The organism is Halomonas sp. GT (assembly GCF_002082565.1).
Lineage (GTDB): Bacteria > Pseudomonadota > Gammaproteobacteria > Pseudomonadales > Halomonadaceae > Vreelandella.
Map to the genome: position 1 here is coordinate 576,244 of NZ_CP020562.1, position 17,722 is coordinate 593,965.

At 55.8% G+C, this 17,722-nt stretch carries 15 protein-coding genes; 5 read left to right on the forward strand and 10 right to left on the reverse strand.

Annotated elements, in window-relative coordinates; all coding sequences use genetic code 11:
* Positions 1-64 precede the first annotated feature (64 nt).
* The 8 genes from B6A39_RS02735 to B6A39_RS02770 all read right to left on the reverse strand — a co-directional run bounded on the left by B6A39_RS02735 (position 65) and on the right by B6A39_RS02770 (position 10,453).
* Entirely contained in the window at positions 65-1,381 is a 1,317-nt protein-coding gene (locus B6A39_RS02735) for an HlyD family type I secretion periplasmic adaptor subunit (protein WP_083001087.1), read from the reverse strand.
* Complete coding sequence (locus B6A39_RS02740) at positions 1,378-3,516, reverse strand: type I secretion system permease/ATPase (RefSeq protein WP_083001089.1); 2,139 nt, start codon at positions 3,514-3,516, stop codon at positions 1,378-1,380. The genes B6A39_RS02735 and B6A39_RS02740 overlap by 4 nt, the downstream gene beginning before the upstream one ends.
* A complete protein-coding gene (locus tag B6A39_RS02745; protein WP_038481276.1) occupies positions 3,503-4,957 on the reverse strand; it encodes a TolC family protein in 1,455 nt (484 codons plus the stop codon). Before B6A39_RS02745 ends, B6A39_RS02740 begins: the two co-directional genes overlap by 14 nt.
* 36 nt (positions 4,958-4,993) lie before the next feature.
* Positions 4,994-5,773 carry a SapC family protein gene (locus B6A39_RS02750; RefSeq protein ID WP_083001091.1) on the reverse strand — a complete coding sequence of 260 codons (780 nt, stop codon included), beginning with the start codon at positions 5,771-5,773 and terminating at the stop codon, positions 4,994-4,996.
* A 58-nt stretch (positions 5,774-5,831) separates the two neighbouring features.
* Positions 5,832-7,043 (reverse strand): MFS transporter, encoded by a 1,212-nt coding sequence (locus B6A39_RS02755; RefSeq protein ID WP_083001092.1) that lies wholly within the window; start codon positions 7,041-7,043, stop codon positions 5,832-5,834.
* An 81-nt stretch (positions 7,044-7,124) separates the two neighbouring features.
* The gene (locus B6A39_RS02760; protein ID WP_083001094.1) at positions 7,125-7,556 is read right to left on the reverse strand and encodes a DNA polymerase III subunit chi; all 432 of its coding nucleotides are present in this window, start codon (positions 7,554-7,556) and stop codon (positions 7,125-7,127) included.
* A gap of 102 nt (positions 7,557-7,658) precedes the next feature.
* A complete protein-coding gene (locus tag B6A39_RS02765) occupies positions 7,659-8,780 on the reverse strand; it encodes a branched-chain amino acid aminotransferase (RefSeq protein ID WP_083001095.1) in 1,122 nt (373 codons plus the stop codon).
* A gap of 152 nt (positions 8,781-8,932) precedes the next feature.
* Positions 8,933-10,453 carry a leucyl aminopeptidase gene (locus B6A39_RS02770; protein WP_083001097.1) on the reverse strand — a complete coding sequence of 507 codons (1,521 nt, stop codon included), beginning with the start codon at positions 10,451-10,453 and terminating at the stop codon, positions 8,933-8,935.
* A gap of 165 nt (positions 10,454-10,618) precedes the next feature.
* On the opposite strand from B6A39_RS02770, the gene lptF reads away from it, so the two are divergent.
* The 5 genes from lptF (at position 10,619) to bfr (ending at position 14,294) form a co-directional block, all read left to right on the forward strand.
* Entirely contained in the window at positions 10,619-11,698 is a 1,080-nt protein-coding gene (gene lptF / locus B6A39_RS02775; RefSeq protein ID WP_083001099.1) for an LPS export ABC transporter permease LptF, read from the forward strand.
* A gap of 15 nt (positions 11,699-11,713) precedes the next feature.
* Positions 11,714-12,778, forward strand: coding sequence for an LPS export ABC transporter permease LptG (lptG, locus tag B6A39_RS02780; RefSeq protein WP_083001101.1), 1,065 nt, complete (start codon positions 11,714-11,716; stop codon positions 12,776-12,778).
* 25 nt (positions 12,779-12,803) lie between these two features.
* Positions 12,804-13,289 (forward strand): RDD family protein, encoded by a 486-nt coding sequence (locus B6A39_RS02785; RefSeq protein WP_083001103.1) that lies wholly within the window; start codon positions 12,804-12,806, stop codon positions 13,287-13,289.
* 158 nt (positions 13,290-13,447) lie between these two features.
* Complete coding sequence (locus B6A39_RS02790; protein ID WP_083001105.1) at positions 13,448-13,654, forward strand: (2Fe-2S)-binding protein; 207 nt, start codon at positions 13,448-13,450, stop codon at positions 13,652-13,654.
* A gap of 154 nt (positions 13,655-13,808) precedes the next feature.
* A complete protein-coding gene (gene bfr / locus B6A39_RS02795) occupies positions 13,809-14,294 on the forward strand; it encodes a bacterioferritin (protein WP_009724215.1) in 486 nt (161 codons plus the stop codon).
* A 94-nt stretch (positions 14,295-14,388) separates the two neighbouring features.
* Here the strand turns inward: bfr and B6A39_RS02800 are convergent, their stop codons facing one another.
* Both B6A39_RS02800 and B6A39_RS02805 read right to left on the reverse strand, forming a co-directional pair.
* Positions 14,389-16,152: an ABC transporter permease subunit gene (locus B6A39_RS02800; RefSeq protein WP_083001107.1), complete on the reverse strand. Its 1,764-nt coding sequence runs from the start codon at positions 16,150-16,152 to the stop codon at positions 14,389-14,391.
* 13 nt (positions 16,153-16,165) lie between these two features.
* Entirely contained in the window at positions 16,166-17,680 is a 1,515-nt protein-coding gene (locus B6A39_RS02805; RefSeq protein ID WP_083001110.1) for an ABC transporter substrate-binding protein, read from the reverse strand.
* Between the last annotated feature and the right edge of the window lie 42 nt (positions 17,681-17,722).

The window sequence follows — 17,722 nt, forward strand, 5'->3', positions numbered from 1 at the left end:
ATGGTGGCAAGTATACCGCGAACGACCCCCTGGCGTCAGGGGCGTTGATGAAACCGCACAGCGGTTAATCGCGCAGGGCGCGGTCGCGTACTTTCACCACGGGCTCCATGAGGTAGTCCAATACGCTGCGCTTACCGCTGAGAATATCGATTTCCGCCACCATACCGGGAATTATGGTCAGCGGTTCATTATCGGCGTCATAGAGATAGCCGTCGGTGCGCACCTCAACGGGGTACATCAACTCACCGCTTTCGGGCATTTGGACAGCGTCGGCGGCAATAGTGACCAGCTCGCCATCCAGGCCGCCGTAACGGGCAAAGTCGTAGGCCGTTAGTTTTACCTTTACTGGCTGGCCGGGGTAGAGGAAGGCGATATCCGAGGGGCGAATATGCGCTTCTACGACCAAGGCGTCATCGGCAGGAACGACTTCTACGAGCGGCTCACCGGAGCCTGCTACGCCACCTACGGTGCTAATATGCACTTGATTAACAACCCCTGCGACTGGCGAGCGGATGGTGGTGCGTGCCACCTGGTCTGCTCGGCCGGGAAGTGTCTTTTGTAGCTCTGCGACCTGTGAGGTCGCTTCGGCCAGTTGAGCGAGCGCATCGGCTTCAAAGGCATTGCGAGCGGCTGCTTTGCGGTCTTCAATTTCAGCGATGGAAGATTCTGCGCGGGCAACGGCGCTTTGTTGGCGGGCTACCTCGCCGCGCAGCTCGTTGAGTGATTGACGCACGCGCAGCAGCGAGGTTTCTGGTTCAATACCGCGCTGAGCCAGTGGCTGAATGATGGCGAGCTCTCGTTCGGCCAGCTGCACGCCGGAACGGGCGGTGTTTAACGCGGCTTCGAGCTCAGCTTTCTCCTGACTGCGCTGATAGCCCTGCTGTTCTAATACTTGAAGTTCCGCGCTTAGCTCCAACTGCCGCCCATGAAACAGACGGGTTTCGCTCGCAGCCACACTAGGTGCGCCTTGGCTGAGTGCATCATCGAGTGCCAGCGGCGTTTGGTTGATTTCGGCTTCCAGGCGTTGCAAGCGCAGTTGTAACGAACGCAGGCGCTGTAAGCTCTCTTCGTAGTCGCCTTCCAGCGTGCCGCCACTAAGCACCATCAGCGTGTCGCCTTGTTCGACCGTATCCCCACGGCGTACGTTAATCTCGGTCACCACGCCGCCTTCCAGGCTTTCTACTACTTGCAGGCTGCGCGAGGGCACGACTTTGCCTTGCCCTCGAGTCACTTCGTCCACTTCCGTGAGATAAGCCCATAAGAAGCCAATCAGTAAAAAGCCAATAATGGTGAGTAGCAGCAGGCTGCTGGCAATTGGGCGTTTGGCGCGGCCATGGCGTACAAAGTGTTCAAAATCAAGCTGGGACGTCGGGCGGCTCACAATGCTGTTCCTTCACGCGTGCGGTGGGGCGCTGCTTCAACGGGGCGCATCACCTGGGCCTTAGGGCCATCGGCAATAATCTGGCCTTGATCAACAATAATTACCCGATCCACCAGTGCTAGCAGGCTGGTACGGTGCGTCACGACGACCAGGGTTTGCGATTGGCTAGCGGCTTTTAGCCGTGAGATCACTTCTTTTTCGGTTTGAATATCCATCGCACTGGTTGGCTCATCCATCAGCAACATCGGCGGGGCACCCAGCAGCGCGCGGGCAAGGCAGATGAGCTGCCGCTGGCCACCGGAAAGCCCTTCGCCGCGCTCACCAATGGGCATGTCGTAGCCCTGGGGGTGGCGGGCGATAAAGTCGTGGGCACCGGCCAGTTTGGCCGCCTGGAGAATTTGTTCATCGGTAGGGTGGTGAGCACCAATCGCAATATTCTGGCGAACGGTGCCAGAAAACAGCCACGCTTCTTGCAACACGCTACCAATGTTGTGACGTAAATCCGCAGGGTCAATTTGGCGAATATCGGTGTCATCTACCAGTACCGCGCCTTTTTCGGGCGGATAAATACCAAGCAGTAGCCGCGCCAGGGTGCTTTTGCCGGAACCCACGCGGCCCAGTAGCGCAACTTTTTCTCCAGGCTCGATCGTCAGGTTGATATTGGCCAGTGCCGCAGTGGTTTGCTCTGGGTAACGGAAGCTCACATCTTGCAAGCTGATTTTGCCTTCCAGAGAAGAGCGGCTTAAGTAGTGACGGCCAGCGGGGCGTTCGGAAGGCATATTCATTAGTTGGTCGAGCGCACGGTAAGAGGTGCGGGCTTGGTTAATGCGGGTCATGGTTTGAGCCAGCTGCGCCAGCGGCGCGAGTGCCCGTCCGGTGAGAATCACACAGGCAATCATTGCGCCCATGGAAATCACCCCGTCGCCGACTAAAAATACCCCATACACCACAATACTCACCTGAGCGGCTTGCTGGGCGAACGCGGTGGCATTCAGGGCAAATTGTTGAATTGAGCGGCCTTTACGGCCCACGTTAGATTGCTGCTGAACGCTCTCTTCCCAGCGCTGACGAATCATTGGCGCAGCGCCACTGGCTTTAATGGTTTCCAGCCCTGCTACCGCTTCAATCAGCACGCCCTGCTTGGAACGGCTCTCTTCGAAGGCTTGGCCGGAAAGGCGTTTAAGAAAGGGCTGCACCGCCAGGCCAATCAGCAGTACCAACGGCACGGCAATCAGCGGCACCATAAAGAGCGGGCCCCCAATCAGATAAATCACGCCGATAAACAGGAAAATAAACGGCAAATCGACGAGGGCTACCAGCGATGCTGAGGCGAAGAAATCGCGCAACGACTCAAATTCCCGAAGGGTGTTGGCAAACCCGCCAGTAGAACCTCGCTTGGCACTCATTTGTAGATTGAGTACATGGTCAAAAATGCGCCTGCCCATGCGCAGATCAGCTTCTTGTCCCGCCCGTTCAATAAACAGTTGGCGCAACGTTTTTACCGCAAAATCAAACAGCAATGCGATGCTCACACCCACGGTTAGCGCGACGAGCGATTCAATGGCCTCGTTGGGCAATACGCGGTCGTAAACCACCATAATAAACAGTGAGGTGGCTAGCCCAAGGAAGTTGGTTAGCGCAGCGGCAATCACCACTTGGGTGTACACCCAACGATTAGACGAGAGGGCGCTCCAAAACCAGTGGCCGCCTTGTATGGCTGGCTCGCTATTCAGTGTTACCGGCCGGTAGCGGGCGCGCACCGCAATCAGGTGGCCGATGTACTCTGCTTGAAGGGCACTTAACGCGGTGTCGACCGGCTGTTTGCCTAATGCCGGATCGAACAGCGCAAAACGCTCAACATCAATGCGCTCAATGATGACCACGGCGCGCCCGTTTTTTAGCAGCGCGACCGCTGGCAGCAGCGAGTTACCCAGCGTTGCCAACGCGTGTTCACCCAGCGCCGCGACCATGCCGTGACGCTCGGCAGCATCAATAAAGCCGTCGGGGGTGAGCGGGGTGTTTGCGCCTACCCGTTGGGCGCGTACAGCCGCTTCTGAGACCGGCAGCTCAAGCCGAGCCGCCACAAAGGTCAGGCATTGCTCAAGGGCATCCGTGTGGGGATTAGCGGCGTTCAAGGTAAATCTCCATCACATCGAGTAGCTGCCCGGTTACCGCGAGCTGTTGAAAGCTAGCTTGTTCCCAGCGCACACGGCGATTAATCAGCTCTAGCGCGGTTTGGAACAGATCCCGCTGGGCGTCCAACAAATCGTTAATGCTGCTTCTTCCTACGGCGAACTGATCGCGGTAGGCCAGTAGCGCTTCTTCTTCAGCGGCAAGCGTGGCGGTTTGCGCTTCAAGCTCCGCTAGGCGGGTGCGCGTGTCGGTATAGGCAGAGCGTACTTCCCGCTCCAGCTCGCGATGCAAGGCTTGGCGTTCAAATTGGCTCTGCTGCTGACGTTCAACCGCTTGGGCAATGCGCGATGAGGTCGCGCCGCCGCTATAGGGCGTGTAATCAAGATTAAATAACAGCGCCACGTCATTATCCGATTCGTTGAACTCATTCACATCGAATTGACGACCTTCCACGGCTACGCTCAGGCTAGGCAAGCGGGCGTTACGGGTAGCTTGAGCGTCGGCTTCGCTGGCCTCGCTGGCCAGGGTTTGGCTACGCAGCGAGGCGTTACGGGCAAGGGCGTTATCCAGCAGTTGGTCGGCGCTGGTCTCGCTTAGTAGCGCCCCGCCTTGGGGCAAGGCCAGCTCGTCGGGCTGGGTAAAGAACGCTTCTTGGTAGACGTTAATCGCCCTGGCTAACTCACCTTCTAAAGAGATTAGCCGCGAGTTGGCGTCGCTTAAGCGGCTCTGGGCACGTAGTACATCGGCTCGCGAACCGGCGCCTGCCTCGCGGCGAAGTTGAACGTCTTCAAAAATGCGCTGATGCTGCTGCAGATTGTGCTCAGCTAGCTGGCGCTGAGCGCTAACACGGGCAACATCCAAGTAGGCATTCAAGGCGTAGAGGACTTCTTCTTCGACACTGGCGTGGGACTGCCAGTAAGCCGCTTCAGCACTAAGATCGGCAGCGCGGATGCGTTCGCCGCTGGCGCCAAAATCTACCAACAGCTGGCTGAGCGTAATGACCGCGTCAACACGTGAGCCGCGGTCGGGCAGTGATTCAGTGCGCTGCAAGTCGTTACGGTACTCAAGCCCAGCGTTCACCTGAGGGCGGCGTACGGCGCGCACTTCATCAATTTGCAGCACCGACTCACGCTCACGCGAGCGTTGCGCCAGAATTCGAGGCTGTTGCTCTAGCGCCTGTTGGATTTTTTGGCGTAGCGCACCTAGCGCAGGGGTGGCTTCCATTGGCTGACCCGTTTGCCAGCGAAAGCGCGTTAATAGTTGCGTTAGTTCCGGCGAAAATGCCGGCCCTTCCAGCGATGAGGCGGGCAGTGGCGCAGCCTCAGGAAGCGGTTCATCAAGCGCCGTTTGAGCGGCCAGTAATGGACTTGCCAGCAAAAACGCAGCGGCCACGCTGCTTAGTAATAGCCGTTTGCGTGGCCGCGTATCAACATTAAAAGACATTCACGTTCCTGAATAACGTCGGTGCTTGGCACCCAATTAAGAGAGATCCGGCCATTGATAGCGTTCTTCGCTGCTAAACGTTTCTTGCCACTCGGAAAGGGGGCGGGAAGCGTTTGCTTCTGGCGGCGATGTTGTCGGCCGCTGAAGGAGGCTGCGAAGTACGCCAAGCTGCCGTTGGGATATGAGCTGAGCGTACACTAAAGGAACGGCACCCAATTGCCAGAAAAGCCCCATTTGTTCAGCGGATAGCGCCTTCCAAGCGGGCTCATCAATTTGATATAGCGGCGCGCTGCCTTGATAGCCTTCTGGCTGCCAAGGCGTGAGCAGCTTGGCATTGGCCAATGCATCAAGCTGCTGTGCAACTCGCTGGCAACCTGCTTTCCGCTGCTGGAGAAAAGCCAGTACTTGTTGGGGGAAGCTGGCTAGCTCGCCGTGTTGGTTAAAGAAAGGCTCGGCATCCAGGCGCGCCACCACAAAAGGCGAATGCTGGTCGATGCATAGCTTTTCAGGATATTCAGCATGCAGCCCGAAGGGGTGGCTTCGCAGGGCGGCAGGCACATACGCCGCGCGCCAGCCCCCTTGGCTATCGACGATGAGATTTTGTTCATCGCGCAGCCCCAATAGTGCGACGGCCTGCCAGCCTGATGCTGTTTGGGTGAACCCAACTGGAAAACTAGCGGCCGCATGGCGTAATTCGGCTTCTGCAAGGCTTGCCTGGGTAATGTGCTGAGCAAAATGGTAGGCAGTAAAACGTTGCCACATCAAACCGCCGTGGCGCTTAACGTCAAGCGGCACCCAGTGGGCAGCGTGGGCCATAGGAAAACCTTTGTGGTGGTGATAACAAGGCGGCCACCATACCAAGAACACGCGCTAATCATTTACTTGAAGAGAGCCCACGCATGGCGATTAATCCAAGCACTGGGCCAGGTAGTAGCCACCATATCACCCAGGGGCCTTGGCTTACCCAAAGAGCAGTGACTAGGGCAATAGACGGAATCGTTAGGCCAAAGCCAATGGCATTCATCATGGCTAGCGCCGCGCCGAGACGCTCAGGTGGGGCGGCGGCTGACGCCAGCGCGGAAAACTGCGCTGAGTCGGCAATCACGCTAATACCCCAAATTCCTAACAGGGTTAGCAGTAGCCAGGGTGAAGTGCCACCTAAGAGTGGATAGAGCAAACAAAGCGTGCCGGAGGTCGCTAGCGCCACAACGGCCACTCGCGCACTGCCCACTCGGCGGCTCCAGCGGCCAGCCCATACGCAGCCAGGTAAGCCCAACGCAATCACCGCAAAGCTGAGCCATGGCTGAAGGCCCGGCGCTGCGCTTAGGCGCTCCAGCTCTCTAGTAACTAAAAAAGGTACCAGCGCCCACAGGGCGTATAGCTCCCAGCAGTGACCAAAGTAGCCCAGCGCCGCGGCGCGAAAGTTCTTTTGCCTGAAGGCAGCCAGTCCTGCCCAGGGGCGTCCGCCGCTAGCTTTGGCGGGCAGGTGTGGCCCCACGCCTAGTTTAAAAATCATCAGTGCGGCGAGCAGTGCCAGGCCAGAGGCCAGCAACAGCGGCCACTGCCATGGCAAGTGCAGCGTTAGACCGCGCAGTAAGTGGGGCGAGGCAATGCCCAGTGTCAGCATGCCGACCAACCAGCCCAGCGCCGCGCCTGCGTTGTTGGGTGTCCAGCTCACCACCAATTTCATACCGAGCGGATAAATACCGGCAAGACACAGCCCGACCAAAAAGCGTGCTGCTACCGCTAAGCTGACGCTCTCGGCCACGCCAATAAACGCGGCATTAATCAGCGCGCCTGCTATCGCCGAGATAGCAAACAAGTGGCTGGCACGGACGCGGTCGGCAAGCCCAGTGGTAGCAATCAACAGCGTGCCGGTAATAAAGCCTGCTTGCACCGCAATGGTGAGCAGCCCCAGGTCGCTTTCACTCAAACCAACGGCCTGTTGAAGCGCCAGCCCAACGCCGTTAACACTGAACCAGAGCGATGTTCCAAACAGCTGGGCAATGACAATCACCGCCAACGGGGCGCGCGCTAAAAAAGCATGGGAAGATTGAGTGGATGCAAGCCGAGTGGGAAAGCGCATTGAGTGACTCTTCCGCTGAGTTGTTGTTATGTATGGCGCTAGTGTAAGTGGTTATGCATCAGTGGCCAGATGGTAGAAAGATTACCCCAACTTATGCGGCACCACTTCATGACCCATTTCTTTATAGCGTTGCCAGCAGGCACGTTTGGCGACCAGTACTTGTTGGTGCTGATTGATGATTTCGGCAATGCGGGCGTAGCGCTCCACGCCGTCGGGAATGTCGGGGTGCAAGTTCAGTAGAGCGGTTTCTTGCGTTGGCACCGGGAGTTGCTGCCAGCCTAGCGTTATCGGCACGCTGGCGGCCATGTCGCTGTCTTCCAGCGCGTGGGGGAGGTAGGCATCTTCACGGAACTGCCAAAGGGCCTCGTCGGCCTGTTCGGCCAGGGCTTTATCTTCGCAATGCAGGTGCAACCGATAGCCTTTGCGGTGGATGGTTTCTGCTAGCTTGCAAGCAAACTGCAGGCGCGCTTCCAGGGTGGTGTCAGGAAGGATATAAAAATCAATACGTGCCATTGAAGGCTCCAGCGGTTTCCGCTTTTTTCAAAACCTTTCCCTACCACCGCAGCTAGCGGCGGTAGGGTGTCGGTTTATACCAGTTGATTTATACCAACTGATTTATACCAACCGGGTGAGCCAACCGTATTTGTCTTCACTGCGGCCATATTGCAGATCAAGCAGCGTTTTACGAATGCGCTTGGCAATTTCATTGTTGCCATCGCCTTGTAAACGAATACGCTCGTTTTCGGTGACCAGTTCGCCGACCGGGGTAATGACCGCTGCCGTACCGCAGGCGAACACTTCAGTAATCTCACCAGACGCAGCGCCTTCGCGCCATTCATCGATGCTGATGGGACGCTCTTCCGGTGTTAGGCCCGCATCTTTTGCCAACGTAAGCACAGAGTTGCGGGTAACGCCCTCCAGAATGGTGTCGGTGAGGCGGGGCGTCACTAAACGACCATCTTTATAAACGAAGAATAGGTTCATACCGCCTAGTTCTTCAATCCACTTGTTTTCAGCGGCGTCTAAGAACGCTACTTGGCTGCAGCCGTTTGCGGCGGCTTCTTTCTGGGCTGCCAGGGAGGCTGCATAGTTGCCGCCGCACTTGGCAAAGCCGGTGCCGCCAGGGGCTGCACGCTTGTAGTGGGAAGAGAGCCAGATAGACACCGGCTCAATGCCGCCCTTGAAGTAAGCCGCCGCCGGTGAGGCAATCACGTAGTAGTCCACTTCATGGGCCGGACGTACGCCTAGGAAGGCTTCGGAGGCGATCATAAACGGACGCAGGTAGAGGCTGCACTCGTCGGCATCGCTGGAAGGTGTAGGTACCCAGGTGTGGTCTTGGGCCAGCAGCGCTTTCAGTGAACCGATAAAATCTTCATCGGAAAGCTCCGGCAACGCTAATCGGCGGGCACTGCGGCGAAAACGTTCGGCGTTTTTCTCTGGGCGGAATGTCCAGATAGAGCCATCGGCATGGCGATACGCTTTAATGCCTTCAAAAATTTCCTGACCGTAGTGCAGCACAGAGGCCGCTGGGTCGAGGGTGAGCGGGCCATAGGGGCGCACTTGATGGCCGTGCCAGTCGGCGTCGACTGTCCAACGGACATGGGCCATGTGGTCAGTGAAGTGCTTGCCAAAACCTGGGTTTTGTAGAATGTTGTCACGAATCTCATCAGCCATCGGTTGATTGGACGGCAGTATTTCAAAGTGTGATTCAAGCTGGGTGTCTGAAGCTGTGGGCACGGCGTATTCTCTCCGCTATAGCCTGGCCCCGAAGGGCAAGTGTTAGTGTTTATTTGGTGTAGCGTACGCCCTGAAAACAGTACGTACGCTAATGCCCTTAGATGTAACGTTTACGTCAACCAATGGCAACCGTTGATCGCCTGATTGTGATGTTAGCCGTCGCTATTTTCTACTTGTGCATCGGCCTCACGATCAAGCAAGTACTGGGTGAGCAGTCCTACTGGGCGGCCGGTAGCGCCTTTTTGTTTGCCGGAGTGCCAGGCGGTACCGGCAATATCCAGATGCGCCCAGGGGAAGTGGTCGGCAAAGCGTGATAGGAAACAGGCTGCCGTAATGGTGCCTGCCGGGCGGCCACCAATATTGGCCAAGTCGGCGAAATTAGAATCAAGCTGTTCCTGATACTCATCCCATAGCGGCAGATGCCAAGCACGATCCCAAGCTGCTTCGCCAGCGTCCAGCAGGTCAAGTGCCAAGTCATCATCGTTGGAAAGCAGGCCCGTTGCATGGTGGCCAAGGCCAATAATGACAGCACCAGTGAGGGTGGCAATATCAACCACGCTGGCCGGGGTAAAACGCTCGGCGTAGGTAAGCGCATCGCACAGCACCAAGCGGCCTTCTGCATCGGTGTTGAGCACTTCAACCGTCAAGCCCTTCAAGGTTTTGATAATATCGCCGGGTTTAGTGGCCGCACCATCAGGCATGTTTTCAGCGGCGGCAACAATAAACACCACGTTTAGCTTGGGCTTAATGGCGAGCACTGCTTTTACGGTGCCGAATACGCTAGCCGCACCGCCCATGTCGAACTTCATTTCATCCATGCCTTCGCCGGGCTTCAGCGAAATACCACCGGTGTCAAAGGTGATGCCTTTGCCCACGAGCACATGGGGTGCTTCTTCAGGGCTTTCCGCCCCCTGGTATTTCATCACGATCAGGCGAGTCGGTTCTTGACTACCGCGTCCAACAGAAAGCAGTGAACCAGCACCCAGCGCTTCTAGCGCCTCTTCATCTAAAATTTCAACCTCAAGGGCGCCTTGGGATTCGCGGCCCAGCTGTTCGGCTTGTTCGGCTAAATAGCGCGGTGTACAGACATTGCCTGGCAAGTTACCTAGGGTGCGAGTGACGTTGATACCCTGGCCAATGGCGGTACCCAGCGCTGCTCCTTGTTTGGCCATGGGGGCTTCGTCGGCATCGCTGACGATGAGGTTCAGCTTGGCCAGGCTGGGGGCTTTTGCGGGTGATGTTTTGAACTGGTCAAAGCGGTAAATGGCGCGCTCAGCCGCTTCGAGGGTTTTACGGGCTTTCCAAGCAGTATCGCGATCTTCTAGAGGAACGTCTGTAAAGGTAGCGCTAGCTTCATCAATGGGCAGCTTGGTCAACGCTGCCATGGCGGCGTCTAGGGCTTTAATAAACGCTGCTTCCTGACATTTTGCGCGTTCGCCCAGGCCAACGAGCAATAAACGTTCAGCGCCCAGGCCCGGCGCAAAGGGGACAAGTTGAACGTTGCCCAGCGTGGCATCAAAGTCGCCACGGTCAAGCAACTGGCCAATTAGCCGCTCGCTCGCGTCATCTAATTTGGCGACGGCGGGCAATAAGTCGCTACCTTTAAAGACAGGCAAAACGAGGCAAGCCGTTTCGGCTTTGGCTGGGTTCGCGGTCTGAACGGAAAATTCCATGACGTCTCCAACAAGACAAGCATCGAGTGATTCGGGATAATGCCCCGTTACTTAGGTTTCTGATAACAGGTTTCTGATAACAGGCTTTTTTGATAACAGTTTGATTAGTGTACCCAAGCCATGGGCGCATTGCATTGCAACCTGCGCTACTAGCCGGAGAGTGCGTTGATTTTATTTCGGTACTTAACTCGCGAAGTATTACTGACGATGTCAGCGGTGGCTGGAATTTTGCTGCTGGTCATCATGGGCAGCCGTTTTATTCGCTATTTCTCTGATGCGGCAGAGGGCGATATTCCTGTCACTATCTTAGGCAGCCTCATGGTTTTTCACCTGCCTGGATTTATGGAGCTGATTCTACCGCTATCTTTTTTCCTGGGGATATTACTGGCCTATGGTCAGCTTTATATGAACAGCGAAATTACCGTAATGGTGGCTTGTGGTATGAGCCCTATGCGGCTGTTGCGAGTAACGCTGTTGCCTGCTTCAGTCGTGGCAGTGCTGGTGGGTTTTTGTAGTTTGTGGCTAACACCTGCGGGCGCGCTACAAACTGAGGCCGCGCTTGAAGAGCAGCGCAGCCGATTGGATGTGTCAGTACTGGCGCCAGGGCGTTTCCAAGATTTCGGTGGAGGGCGTACCGCTTACATCAGCGATTTCAGCAGTGATGGCACTGAAATGCAGGAGGTGCTGGTTCATGAGCAGCCCGTAGCTGGGGCGGAAAAGACTCATAGCTACGTGACCCGGGCAGGTTCTGGCTATCAAGAAACCAGCATGGAAACCGGCAGCCGTTTTCTAGTGCTGGAAGATGGCGAGCGCTATGGTGTAACGCCAGGTAAACAAGCTGCCGAACGGTTGACGTTCGAACGCTACACACTGCGTCTGGGCTTGAGCCGGAATCGACAAGAGCTGGATTCATTAGAGTACGCGACCACGGCTGAACTGTGGAGCGACCCTAGTCCTCGTGCCCAAGCGCAGTTTCAGTGGCGTGCGGGTTTGCCGCTTATGGTGTTTGTTTTGGCATTGCTAGCTCAGCCGCTTTCCAGAGTAAATCCTCGACAGGGACGGTTTGCCAAATTGCTGCCTGCCGTTTTTCTTTATGTCGCCTATTTAAGTCTGCTATTGGCCGCGGTGGATGCGATCGGCAACGGCGCGCTGGCAGTTGCGCTTGGGGTTTGGCCGGTACACGGGCTGTTTTTGGCGCTTGGCTGCCTGCTGCTATGGCACTCGCAACGTAAAGGAATGCGCTAATGAAGGGGCTAACTCATGCTTGCTGATCGCCTTGATCGTTATATTGCCCGCAATGTATTGGCGGCCATTATTGTTGTTCAGTTTGTGTTGCTGGGCTTGGACATCACCATCGCCTATATCGGTGATTTAGGCGACACCCAAGGTAACTATACCGCGTTAGATGTGTTGATTTATCTGGGAATGCGTCTGCCTTGGCGATTTTATCAGTACGCGCCAGTGGCGGTGTTGATTGGCGCACTGATTGGCTTAGGGAGTATGGCTTCCAGCAACGAGTTAACCGTCATGCGTGCCGCTGGGCGATCCCTTGCGCGGATTGTCTGGGGGGTCATGAAGCCAGTGCTATTAGTGGTCGTGGTGGTGCTGCTGGTCGCCGAATTTGTATCTCCCCGCACGGAGCAATTTGCCGAGGCGTGGCGTCTAGAGCAGCGCCAGGGGGAAGGGGCGCAGCTAACTAGCCGGAGTGGCTGGCAGTTCGAAGGAGAAAGCGTTTACCGCTTTGGTGCTATTCGTGCGGATAACGTGGTGCTGGATTTAACACGCTATCGTTTTGATGAGCGTCGGTTAACTGAGGCTACCCATGCGAATCGTGCGCATTGGGAAGACGGTGCATGGCAGCTGGAAGGCGTTACGACTACGCGTATTTTTGATGACCATACTGAATCGGAGTATCAGCAACATGCGGGTTGGGATACGGCGTTAACGCCCACCCAATTGGAACGTTTGCTGCGTGATATCGAGAGCCAAGCGCCTAGTGAGCTGTGGGCGTACGCCAACTTTTTGCAAAGCCAAAACCTCCAAGCTGACCAGCCGCTGCTCTATTTCTGGCAAAAAGTGCTGATGCCGCTAACGATGGGATCGCTGGTATTAATCGCCGCTTCCTTTGTGTTTGGCCCGTTGCGAACGGTGGCCGCAGGTACGCGCGTGTTTTATGGCGTGGTGACCGGTCTTGTTTTTAAGTATGTGCAAGACCTGCTGGCGCCTGCATCAACCATCTTTGGTTTTTCGCCGGTGTGGGCGGTGTTGGTACCAACCCTTGCCTGTGCGGTGGTGGGTATTTATTTCTTACGCCGCAACGGCTAGTTGGGGCTGCGATAGGTGAAAGAAGATGAGCAATGTAACGAGCCCTCGACGCTTTACCGAATTAGATAGCGTTTGGCCTGCTGGGTTAAGCCGCCGTTTGGGCGCGATGTTGTATGACGGGTTTTTGGTGACGGCCATTTGGATCACGGTAACGGTGGCTCATCTGGCATTTTTTCGGTTTGTGTTGGGGCAGCAGGCAGATGAGATAGGCACAACCTCGTTTGATATCTGGAGCCTTAGATTGATGCTGCTGTTTTTTGTCACGCTGTTCTTTGTCTACTCTTGGCGGCGCGGCGGCATGACGCTAGGCATGCAAGCGTGGCGGCTGAGAGTGCAAACGATCGATGGCCATGCGATTACGCTTAAGCAAAGCCTAATTCGCTGCGTGGCAGCCTGGCTTTCTCTGGCCGCGTTTGGCATTGGTTACTGGTGGGTCTTATTTGATCGGCAGCGTAGAAGTTGGCCAGATATCGCCTCTAATACGCAAACGGTGGTGCTACCGAAAAAATAATTTCATCGCCTTTTTTGCTAAAAATATTGCTATGACAAGACGTTATCATATGGCTCATTTTTATTAAGACGAATGGCTACCAAAAAGCATCCATTTCTACTTGAAAAGATGTATGCGAATCATTTACATTCATCTCATGATCTTTATGAGGTGTTGCCATGTACGTTTGCGTGTGCAAGGGAGTAACCGACCATCAGATTCGCCAGCACGTTAGCGACGGAGCGCGCAGCTGGCGAGAAGTACGCGAAGCTACTGGGTGTGGAACCCAGTGCGGAAAATGCGCCTGTTTTGCTAAATCGCTTACCCGCGAAGCGGTTCAAGAGGCGCGTTGCGAAGCGGATATGAGTCTCGCTTACGCTGTGTGACGCGAATCACTATTGTTTAAGTTATCGTTAGCAAATATATGATTTTTTTGAGTTTTTAATTGCTTCCTATATACTCCCAGCATCGTTGGGAGTAAGCCTATTTATGGCCTATACTCTCTAGTTAGCGTAATTGCACACTAAGAAAGGTGACGTCATGAAAGGTGATCCCAAAGTTATTCAGCATCTCAATATCGCCCTCGGCAATGAACTGGTAGCCATCAACCAGTACTTTCTGCATGCCAAAATGTACAAAGACTGGGGCTTTAAAGAGCTTGCTAAGTGGGAATACGATGAGTCTATTGAAGAGATGCAGCACGCCGATAAGCTAATCGAGCGTATTTTGTTCCTTGAAGGCATTCCTAACCTTCAAGATCTAGGTAAGCTGCATATCGGCGAAAATGTAAAAGAAATGCTCGAAAGTGATTTGAAAATCGAGCACGACGGCCGCAACGACTACATCGAAGCGATTACCTATTGTGAAAGCGTTAAGGATTACGTGACTCGTGATCTACTGCGCGACCTGCTTGCAGATGAAGAAAGTCATATCGACCATATCGAAACGCAGCTAGGTTTGATTGATAAAGTGGGTATTCAAAATTATCTGCAAAAACATATGCAACTGGCGACTGACGAAGAGTAACACCGCTTAACTGGATTAAAGCAAAACGGGCAGCCAAATGGCTGCCCGTTTTGTTTGGGGCTGTTTACGTCTTCTATTTTTGCGCTTGATGATCTTAGCGAGGTAGCTTGCGCAAGCCCACAATACTTGAAAGTGACACCGCTAGTACCGATAGCAAAATCAGTGCTAATGCGGGAATCAGCACCGCCCAAGGCGCTCGCTCAATATAGGGCATACCTTCGGCAAGGATTAATCCCCACTCTGGCGAAGGTGGACGTGGCCCCAGGCCGAGAAAGCCAAGCGCTGCCAAGGCCAGCGCCACACCGGGTAAACGCAGCATGGCGTGGCGAAATACTGGGCCAAGTACTGCCGGTAAGATGTAGCGGCTCATTAAACGGAAATGCCCCACGCCTAGCATTGGCGTAATGCGAACGTGAGGCTGGGCTTTCACTTCTGCCACCAGTGCCGCTGTGTGCGCTGCAAGCGGAGCCCAAGCTACGGCTGTTACCGCAATGATCGCGCCGCTAGCACTTGGCCCTATTAGCCCCGCGACAATTAACCCCGCAATGGTGGGTGGCGTTGCCTTGGTGATTTCAATAGGACCAGTGGCTAGCTTGGGAGCTAGTCCAATCAGTAGCCCTATGACTAGCGAAAAGAAGACGACGACTGTTGCCATGCCCATGGTGGACAGCGCGCCGTGAGCCACCCGTGCCAAAATATCGCGCCCAGTGCCGTCGGCGCCTAATGGTAACGCAAAGCTTGGTGACTCTAAGCGCATAAACGCAGAGCTAAACGGGTCGCGGCCAATCCCCGCTACAATTAGCACAAAGAGCAGTAATATCGCGATGGCGGGTACAACCCATGCCCTGCGAGGAATATTCTGCTCACTATGCGCCACGGGCAGTGCCCCAAGCTGAAAAGCACGGCCTAGTAACAGTACGCGACCGATATTGGCCAAATTGCCTAATATAATGGCAATAATCAGCAGAATCAGAATGCCGGTCTGTAGAGCGGGTAGGTCCTGGGCCGATGCTGCGCCAAGCGTTGCACGGCCCAGGCCTGGAATAGAGAATACTTGTTCGACGGCAATGGCTCCGCCCGTCAGACCCACCATCACCATGCCGACCTGAGGCATCAGGCTGGGTAAAGTGCGTCGCAGTGCGGCCATGACAATTCGGCTGCGTGAAAAGCCTGCTACGTTCCAGGTAGCGACCCAGCGCTCGCTGAAGGTGGCTGCAAGGCCATCGCTAAACAAGCGGCCCAATAGACCGCCTGCCGGAAGGCCCAGCGCGAAGGCGGGCAATAGGGCATAGCTAAAACCTCGCCAGCCGTAAGGCGGTAGCCAGTTTAGCCATGCCGCAAACACCACTAGCAGTAGTGAAGCAAGTAGAAACTCAGGTAGAGCTGTTAATGCTGCGCCAATGGCGCCGGAAGAACGGCTGACCTGACCTCGCAAGCCACGCCGTACAACGGGTAGGCAGATAAGCGTAGCGGTAATTATCGCTACCAGCATGCCAAAGGTCATTAGTGTAAGTGATACCTGGGCGCTTTTTAACATACCTGGTAGCACGGGTGCGCCGGAGATCCAGGAATTGCCTGCATCGCCATGCAGCAGGCCCATCAGCCAGCTCTGTAGCTTTTCGAAGGGGCCAAGATCAAGGCCTAACTGAGCACGAATGGCTGCTAAGGCTTCGGGCGTGGCTTCCTGCTCAGCAGAGCGCGCTCGCAAAATGCTCAGCGCTGGATCTCTGCCGGATAACCATGGCAGTAGCCCGACCAGCACCACCACACCGGCTAACGTTAGCAAACGTGAGAGCAGCGGAATAAAGGCCGTGATGCGCAAGCTGCGCCATAGGCGCAGCGGTATTGCGGTTGTCATGCGTGGCGTACCCTTAGGAGCCACTGTCGGCGACAATGGTGGTCTCTTCAGTAATTAGCATGCGCTCGCGGGGGTCGCGCTCGGCATTTGAGACCCGCGCCGACTCGCCCTGGATAACGCGCTCGTGGAGCATCGGAATGGCCGCATCAGTGCGTAAAATAGCCGCTTCCGCCTCGATAATTGCCTGACGACGCTCATCTCCGGTGGGCAGTATGGCGGCATTGGCCAGCGCTTCATCGACGGTGGAGTCACACAGCTGGGCGATGTTGAAAGAGCCCGCACAAGCGAAGTCGCTGAACATATAGGCCACCGGGTCGCCGGAGTCGAGGACGGTGGCACGCGAAAGAATAAAGGCGTCAAATTCACCGGCTAAGGCGTCTGCTTCTATATGCGCGTACTCACGCACTTCTTGGGTCACGTTAAAGCCCGCACGAGTCAGCTGCTGTTCAAGCAGTACAGCCACTTCGGGCAGCTCGGCGCGGTCAGTAAAAGTCGCTAGGGTGATGTCAGTGCCGTTTGGCTCAGTGGGTAAGGTGCGATCTTCAAGCGGGGTGCGGTAGTTGCTTGCCCACGCTAGCGCCGGGCCGAGCAACCCTTCGGCGATATCCGCGCGCCCTTCGTAAACGGTATTCACAATAGCGGAGCGGTCTACCGCTTCGCGGACGGCTGCGCGAAGGCCGGGGTCGGTCATTGGGCCTGATTCGGTATTCAGGTAAAGCGTATTGGTGCGTGGCATGGGCACTTCGTGGACTAACTCAGGGTCAAGCAGCGCCACCTGGGAGACTGGAATTGCTTCAACCACATCTGCCGCGCCGGTTCTCAAGGCTGCCGCTCGAGCGGTGCCGTCGGGGACATAATCAGCATCAATACCGGCCACTTTGGCGGGCTCGCCCCAGTAGTCATCAAAGCGGTCTAGATGTGCGCTGGTAGTGCCGTTGATCTCTGTTAATACGAACGGGCCGGTACCCGCTTTGATGGGGTTAACCCGGCCATCTTCGCCATAGGCGCTGGCGGCCAGAATCGCTAGTTGCGGGCTTGAAAGGCGGTTGGGAATCAGCGGGTCATCGGTTTCTGTGCGCACAACCACCGCGTTATCACCATCGTCTTCGATGGTCATGTTCACGCCGTCTAAAATGCGTGGCTTCGGGGCGGCTTTGGTGGCCGCAGTAAGAGCGTTCACTACGTCGTTAGCTGTCAGGGTTGTGCCATCATGAAAGGTGACTCCATCGCGAATCACAAACCGCCATGTGTTGGCATCGAGCTGCTCCCACTCGGTGGCCAGAAATGGCTGTGGGTCGCTGCTGTCATCCAGTCGAATCAGGGTTTCTGCTGCGCTCCAGCGCGACAGTTTGAAAGCATCGTCGGAAAGGGGGGTTAATCCCGAGCGAGGTGGTTGCAGCATGGCCAGGCTGATCCGCTCACCAGCTTCTGATGAGGCGGTGTCGCGCTGTTCATCGAAACAGCCAGCAAGCAGTAGGGGGGCAGCAAGGGCAATAGGCAGAGAAAGGCGCAGCGGGCGGCGTAGCATCGTAACGACTCCAGTCGAAGTAACGGGTAGCAAAAACGTGTA